Source organism: Desulfosarcina sp. (assembly GCF_055467485.1).
The window spans coordinates 1-5,429 of record NZ_JBUOIV010000122.1 but is presented as its reverse complement, the minus strand read 5'-3'; the positions used below and the strand labels follow the sequence as shown (position 1 = coordinate 5,429).

The 5,429-nt window shown below is 55.8% G+C and carries 6 protein-coding genes; 3 read left to right on the top strand and 3 right to left on the bottom strand.

All coding sequences use genetic code 11. The features are described from left to right. Nucleotides 1–1,262: SulP family inorganic anion transporter (locus ACZCED_RS24755; protein ID WP_464862105.1), on the bottom strand; the 1,262-nt coding region annotated here is incomplete at its 3' end. Nucleotides 1,263–1,830: 568 nt separating this feature from the next. Here ACZCED_RS24755 and ACZCED_RS24750 point away from each other — a divergent pair. Continuing rightward, entirely contained in the window at nt 1,831–2,115 is a 285-nt protein-coding gene (locus ACZCED_RS24750; RefSeq protein WP_462970448.1) for a DUF5818 domain-containing protein, read from the top strand. Between the two features lie 218 nt (nt 2,116–2,333). Here ACZCED_RS24750 and ACZCED_RS24745 read toward each other — a convergent pair whose 3' ends face one another. Together ACZCED_RS24745 and ACZCED_RS24740 are read right to left on the bottom strand one after the other, a co-directional pair. Then, nucleotides 2,334–2,786, bottom strand: coding sequence for a universal stress protein (locus ACZCED_RS24745; RefSeq protein WP_462970447.1), 453 nt, complete (start codon nt 2,784–2,786; stop codon nt 2,334–2,336). Between the two features lie 14 nt (nt 2,787–2,800). Further along, nucleotides 2,801–3,046 (bottom strand): ATP-binding protein, encoded by a 246-nt coding sequence (locus ACZCED_RS24740; protein WP_464862104.1) that lies wholly within the window; start codon nt 3,044–3,046, stop codon nt 2,801–2,803. A gap of 275 nt (nt 3,047–3,321) precedes the next feature. Between ACZCED_RS24740 and ACZCED_RS24735 the strand changes: the two genes are divergently transcribed. Together ACZCED_RS24735 and ACZCED_RS24730 are read left to right on the top strand one after the other, a co-directional pair. Then, complete coding sequence (locus ACZCED_RS24735) at nt 3,322–3,888, top strand: universal stress protein (protein WP_464862103.1); 567 nt, start codon at nt 3,322–3,324, stop codon at nt 3,886–3,888. 377 nt (nt 3,889–4,265) lie between these two features. After that, the coding region (locus ACZCED_RS24730) for a 6-phosphofructokinase (protein ID WP_464862102.1) at nt 4,266–5,429 on the top strand (1,164 nt) is incomplete at its 3' end.

Below are 5,429 nucleotides of genomic sequence, written 5' to 3'. Positions count from 1 at the left end.
GCTCCGTTCTCATTCAAAATCGTGATCTGCCTGCAATCTCTGACGCGATTGGAGCAAACCAATTCCGCGGTGTACTCGCGCCGGATTACCGAAACGCCGGTCTTGAAGATAAAATAGGCGGTAGAAATGGCGACGCCGACGACCACCGCCCAGATCAGATTGATGCTGACGGTGATCGCAGCCACTCCCACATTGACCAGGAGGCTGACTGACACATCTCTTCTGATGCTGCCTGGCGTTCGCATTGCCTGAATAAGGCGCAGCGTCGACCGATCGAACAGGTTGATTCCGACGTAAATGATGATCGCTGCAAAGACGGATAGCGGGATTTTTCCGATCTGGGGCGCCAGGGTCAGGAAGATGATCAGAATCATCAGGCTGCAGATTGCCCCGGAGTTTTTTTGCCTCCCGCCGGCCCTGTAATTCGCCATGGAGCGGGGAATCGATCCCGCGGCGGACAGCGAGCCGACGAACGAGGCGACCAAATTGCCCATGCCTTGGCCGATCAACTCCCTCTTGCTGTCATGGCGGCTCCCGCGGGTGTTGTCGATCGCCACGGCACTCATCAGGGACTCCATCGACCCGATCACACCGAGTACGATTCCGTACATGCCGATTTTCAAGGCCCAGGCACCCGAGAAAGCATCGAAGGGGAGATGTTTCAGACCGGCAAATGCGATCGGCGACGGCAACACCGCGCGAAGGTCCACGATGGCGGCAATTGGATGGGCCGGGCCGGATGGCAGCCTCACCAGAAAACAAACAGCCGTTCCCACAATCAGGCCGGTCAAAAAAGATGGAATGTGTTTAAAGTAATGTTTGGAAGCATAGATACTGACCAAAGTGCACGCGCCGATGAACATCGTCATCCCATCGACCGGTGAGAAGTCGAAAAACACATGAAACAGCGAGTCATCGGCCGCAAGGCCCAAAAAGAACGGCAACTGGTTCCAGACGAGCAGAATGGCGATACCGTTCATGAAACCGGAAACCACCGGATAGGGGATGTATTTGACGACGTTGCCCATCCCCAGCCAGCCGGAAAGGATCTGGGTGATCCCCCCAAGGCCGACACACAGCGAGACCAGCCCCAAAACGACCCATTCCCTGCCCGTCGACAGATCATGCAGAACGGGTTCCGCTGCCAAACCCGCCACCACGGTGGTCATGATGAGCGTCAACGGCGCCTTGGGACCGGTTATCTGGGTGGGGACCCCGCCCAGCAGCGCCGCAACGAATCCGCCTATTATTGCGGCATTCAACCCAATCGCAATTAGGCAACCCTGATTTCCAATCAGGGGTTTAGGTTTGCCCAGATCGCAACAGGCAAGGCAAAACACGCCACGGTCGACCCGGACCATCCATCTTCCATAGGGATATCGAAGAGATGAAAACAGTTGTCAACGCCTGTCAAACCGACATCGATGGAGACCTGAACCGTCACAGCGCCTTTTCGCGCTGACCCAAATGGGTATTAATACTCATATGAGGCCGATTAAATGAATACTATTGCGTATTGTCTTCCCACCCCCAAAGCGATATGAAAAACGGTCATTCCACCTGATATCATGCATCACCGCCGGTGATGCGTTGCCGCTTTCCAGACATCCACAATCAAATTGCAGGGTATTTGCCGGAAAACTGTCGGTCCGCAAAAATAGACGGCCGGTTTCGCCTTATTGGCCGCCCCAAAGATCGTATGCGGATGCTTCTATCAACGGGATCAGGCATTTTCACTGCAGTTGCTCATGATCACGGGTCGTGGTCGAGATGGGGGCAGGATGAATGCCGCTCATGCAACCTATTAACCAGTAACAAAAGGGGGAAGAAATGAACGGAAACCGTTTTTATCAAAAAGTCTTGGTAATCGCTTTGGTATTGGGACTCGTGGCCGCCGCCGGGGCGATGGCGGCGGAGGAGACCATTACCGGCACCATCATGAAGAACGACAGTGGAATGATCATTGTCTCTGCGGATGACGGCTCGGATTACCTGGTCAAGGGCGAGGACCTGTCAGACATGGTCGGAAAAACCGTAAAGGTCACCGGCACCCTCTCGGAAGAAGCGGATGCCAAGTCCATCACCGTGATGAGCATGGAAGAAATAAAAGAGTAACTATAAGGTGCCGGGCCGTTGCGCCAGCGTCAGTTGATGGGCATTGAACGCAGTGATTGGCGCGATCGTCCTTAAGGCCGATTGACAGCGCCGGCCGGTGTCGCCCGGACTGAATTCAGGCGACACCGGCTTTTTCTTCTGGTCCCCACTCAACCCATGGGTTCTTCCCGAAAGCATGCTGATGGTTATCCCTTGCCAACAGAAGCGGCATTGCCGGCCTATCTGGCAAACCGCGAGCGGATCAACAGGAGCGGTCGATCGATGCGGTTGAGCACACCCACGGCCACGCTGCCGTAAAAGGTCCGCTCCACGCCACCCTGGCCATGACTGGCCATGGCGACCAGGTCCGCCGATTCCCGCTTGGCGCTGTCTAAAATACAGGCAACCACGGCACCCCGACCGACACGCATCTGCACATCGATATCGATGGATTGCCATTTATCGACGATGGCCTGCAGGTACGCCTGGATGCCCTGTATCCGTTTCCGCCGCTTTTCCAGGAATGCATTCACGTCGACCACCTCGTCGCGCTCGAGTGCGAGATCGGATGTCTCGTCGACATACATCAGGATCACGCTGGCGTTAAGGCGCAGGGCCAGACTCTCCACATGCGGTAAAATGGCCTCCGCGCGCAGCGAGCCGTCCAGGGGTACGAGTATTTTTTTGTACATGGCGCACCTCCTTTTCAGTTATCCCTCATGGCTAAAGGCTTGCCGGAAATCGGCAGGCGACAGGTGACACAGGTTCCTTCCCCCACCTTGCTTTGAACGGAGATGGAGCCCTTCAGGCGATCCAGTACTTCTTTTACGACCACCAGCGCCAGCCCCGTCCCTTCTTCAACGAACTGTCGGGCATTGTTGGAGCACTGATTGTTGGATGAAGTTACATGCCCTTCGCAGATTGGGATGATGTCGGCAATAGCATCTATCAAAAACCATGCCGGCAGCCCATATAGACGCACGTGCCTGTCTCAAATAAGCCCTGCGCGCTTTTCTTGGACCGTGGTCTTTTGCGAACTCGCAAAATATGACCCTCGATCAGAACGATCGTGGCGGCATACGTACATCGTCACCCTTTACACGTCGGAAAATAAACTGACAGGCGACGCGGCGTTGATATCGCCTCCAATTTTTTGCATGCAGCCTGGCACGGTGCGCCAATACACGGTTGTGGGATCGGTAGCTGAAAGTGACACCGGCTTGACCCATGGCATGGGCTTTGCTCAATGCAATTGAGCAGAACCGTATGGAAACGTTAAAAGTAACAGAGAGGAGAAATACGATGACACAGGATATTAAGCGGATTCTTTATGCCACCGATCTAACCGAAAATTCGACCTATGCGTTCGGTTACGCACTGAACCTGGCCAAGAAGCATGATGCGGTGATCAACGTACTGCATGTAATCGACCAGACGATGGAAAATTCGGTAAACAGGGTCGGTGTCTATTTCGACGCGACACAATACGAAGAAAATTTGCACCAAAGGATGGCCAACTATCATGAAGAAATCAACAATCAATTGAAGGCGTATTTCGATAAAGAAAAGGCTGACGATCCTGAATGCGCAGATAAAATCGTTTCAATAGAGGTCTGCCACGGTTATCCGGCTGATGAGATCCTCAAAAAGGCGGATGATCTACATTGCGATCTGATCGTTATGGGAACCCACGGAAAGGGCATCGTCAGCCAGGCCTTTTTTGGCAGTGTGGCCAAAAAGGTTCTGCGGCGGGTCAGAAAGCCTGTTTTCATCATCCCTTTGCCCAAGGATTAGAAGGGTGACCCGTTTCATATGGTTTACAAACCCCACGCATAGACAGGTTGATAGATTCCCCCGGTAAACCCGGGGGGCTGACGGTCTAAGGCTCCTACGGAGCCGACCTCACCTCTGCTAACGCAGAGACGAGGTAAAGCTCATTCATCCACGGGTGAACCCGTGGTGTTCTGTCTTCGACCGCATAAAATGACGGCGAACTAGCGGGATCGCCATCGCCTGCCTGGTCATCGCAGGCTGTCTGCTGCGCCCGTTGCCTTTCGCCGCCGGTTCCATTTGCAGCTTTGAACCCATTTTCCTGGACCGGCATCCGGATTGAAGATCCGGACAGGTCAATCAGGATGTCATTTCCAACCCGCATGCAAAGGAGGATGAAGATGGAAACTTCTTCCGGAAATACGATCGGCATTTTAACCGGGGGTGGAGACGTGCCGGGACTCAATCCATGCATCAAGCAGCTGGTCGTCAGCGCCCATCGGCTCGGCATGCACGTGCTGGGAATCCGCCGGGGATGGGACGGGTTGGTGGCCTTTTCTGCGGACGACCCCGATTCACGGCCGCAAAACATCCTTCCCCTTGACCCGGCCCGGGTGCGGACCATCGACCGGTCCGGCGGTACCATCCTGCACACCTCCCGCACCAATCCGAGTGCGGTGAGCCTCAAGGATGCCCCAGGATTTCTCAAAGACAGGTTCTCCTCGGAAAAAGAAAAGCTCGATCTCACCGATCACGTCCTGGGCAATCTTTCCAATCTGGGCATTGACGTGCTGGTGGCCATCGGGGGCGACGATACCCTCTCTTTTGCCCTGCGGCTGCACCGCGAGGGATTTCCGGTCATTGCCATCCCCAAAACCATGGACAATGACGTCACGGGAACGGACTACTGCATTGGTTTTTCCACGGCCATCACCCGCAGCGTCAACTTCATTCATGCCCTGCGCACCTCCAGCGGGTCCCACGAGCGCATCGCCGTGGTTGAGCTGTTCGGCCGGTATTGCGGGGAGACATCCCTGGTCTCGGCCTATCTGGCCGGGGTGGAGCGGTGCGTCATTTCAGAGGTGCCCTTCGACATCGACACCTTGTGCACGTTCCTGGTGGCGGACAGGCAGAACAATCCCAGCCGCTATGCCATGATGACCATCAGCGAAGGGGCGGTGATGGAGGGCGGTGGGATGGTGCTTTCGGGCGAAGCCGACGCCTTCGGCCACCGCAAGCTGGGCGGTGTCGGGGCCGTGACGGCGGAGGCCCTCAAGAAACTGACCGGCGTGGACATGATCTTTCAGCCGCTCCTGTACCTGATGCGCAGCGGGGCGCCCGACGCCCTGGACCTGATGGTGGCCTTCAACTACGCCAATCTGGCCATCGAAGCCCTATCTGAGAGACAGACCGGCGTCATGGTGGCCCTGCAAAAGGGCTGCTACACCACGGTGGCTATCGATGTCGTCACCGGGGGCGCCAAGCGGGTGGATGTGGCGGCCTTTTACGACCCGGTCACCTATCGTCCGAACATCCGGTCGTTGCGCGGCAAACCCATGTTTCTC

Excerpts from the sequence above, each read along its gene's own strand:
- ACZCED_RS24750 (WP_462970448.1), top strand. The coding sequence starts at position 1,831 with ATGAACGGAAACCGTTTTTATCAAAAAGTCTTGGTAATCGCTTTGGTA.
- ACZCED_RS24745 (WP_462970447.1), bottom strand. The coding sequence starts at position 2,786 with ATGTACAAAAAAATACTCGTACCCCTGGACGGCTCGCTGCGCGCGGAG.
- ACZCED_RS24735 (WP_464862103.1), top strand. The coding sequence starts at position 3,322 with ATGGCATGGGCTTTGCTCAATGCAATTGAGCAGAACCGTATGGAAACG.